Below are 1,248 nucleotides of genomic sequence, written 5' to 3'. Positions count from 1 at the left end.
GCTGCAACAGCTCGGGGAAGTCGATGCTGCCGGCGGGATGGTTGACGATGATGCCCATCGCGCCTTCGGCCGAATGGGCGCAGAGGTAGATCACCGAGCGCTCGAAGCGCGCATCGCCCATCACGGGCATGGCGATCAGGAGGCGGCCGTCGAGGTAGCCGGCCGAACTGGGGGGCGCGGGACCCGTGCTGCGGGTGCTTTCGCCCGTCCTCTTGCCTGTGGGAGCCATCGGTGAAGCACTCCGGTTTCAATTCCTATCCTGATGTTGGGCCCGACCGCTGTCAAATCAAGGCTTGCAGAGACTTGATTCGAGTGCATCCATCACAAGCAATTCAATGGTTTGCCCCGGGTTGCCCCTGTAAAGACGTACCATGCTCACAAGAGTTCCCCTGCGTGCGGCGATCGGCGTCGCGACAACCCTGCTTGCGTCGTCACTGGCCCTCGCAGCCCGTGCGGACGACGCCTCGCCCTGGCAGCGCGACGGACATTCCGCGGTGCGGCTGTTGGCGGGATCACGCAGCGGCGCCGTATTGCTCGGCGGTATCGCCTTCCAGCTCCAGCCGGGCTGGAAGACGTACTGGCGTACGCCCGGCGACTCCGGCGTTCCTCCCCGGTTCGACTTCTCGAAATCGGAGAATGTCGAAGCGGTGACGGTCATGTGGCCGGCGCCGCTGAAATTCGACGACGGCGCGGGCGGCCACTCGATCGGCTATCGCGACCAGGTCGTGCTGCCCCTGCGCATCGTCGCCAAGGCCGCCGACAAGCCGGTGACCTTGCGCGCCGAGATCAACTACGCGGTGTGCGAAAAGCTCTGCATTCCTGTCGAGGCCAGCGCCGAGCTCGGCTTCAACAGCGTCGCCTCGACCGAGGACGCGAACTTGCGTGCAGCGCTCGACACCGTGCCGAAGCCCGCCAATATCGGCGACCCCAATCCGCTGACCATCCGCGACGTCAGGCGCGACGGGCCCAAGAACGTGGTGGTCGACGTCGTCGCGCCGGCGGATGCACGCAAGGTCAATCTGTTCGTCGAGGGGCCGACGCCGGATTGGTCGCTGCCGATCCCGGCACCGGTCGAGCCCAGCCCGCCCGGCGTGAAACGCTTCTCCTTCGAGCTCGACGGGCTGCCGCCGGGCGCCAAGCCCGACGGGGCGGCGCTGAAGTTCACGCTGGTCGCGCCGGATAAGTCGTACGAGTTCAATACGAATTTGGAGTGACTGTCGTCCCGGCGAAGGCCGGGACCCATAGCCA

The 1,248-nt window shown here is 66.1% G+C and carries 2 protein-coding genes; one reads left to right on the top strand and one right to left on the bottom strand.

Going from position 1 to position 1,248, the window contains the following annotated elements; translation table 11 throughout:
- On the bottom strand, nt 1-229 hold a 229-nt coding region (locus tag AC1D00_RS41665; protein ID WP_477014712.1), incomplete at its 3' end, for a YqgE/AlgH family protein.
- 142 nt (nt 230-371) lie between these two features.
- Here AC1D00_RS41665 and AC1D00_RS41660 point away from each other — a divergent pair.
- The gene (locus AC1D00_RS41660; protein WP_477014711.1) at nt 372-1,214 is read left to right on the top strand and encodes a protein-disulfide reductase DsbD domain-containing protein; all 843 of its coding nucleotides are present in this window, start codon (nt 372-374) and stop codon (nt 1,212-1,214) included.
- The last annotated feature ends 34 nt before the right edge of the window (nt 1,215-1,248 follow it).

This window comes from Bradyrhizobium sp. P2_E8 (assembly GCF_056403875.1).
This window is presented reverse-complemented; position numbering and strand designations above follow the sequence as displayed.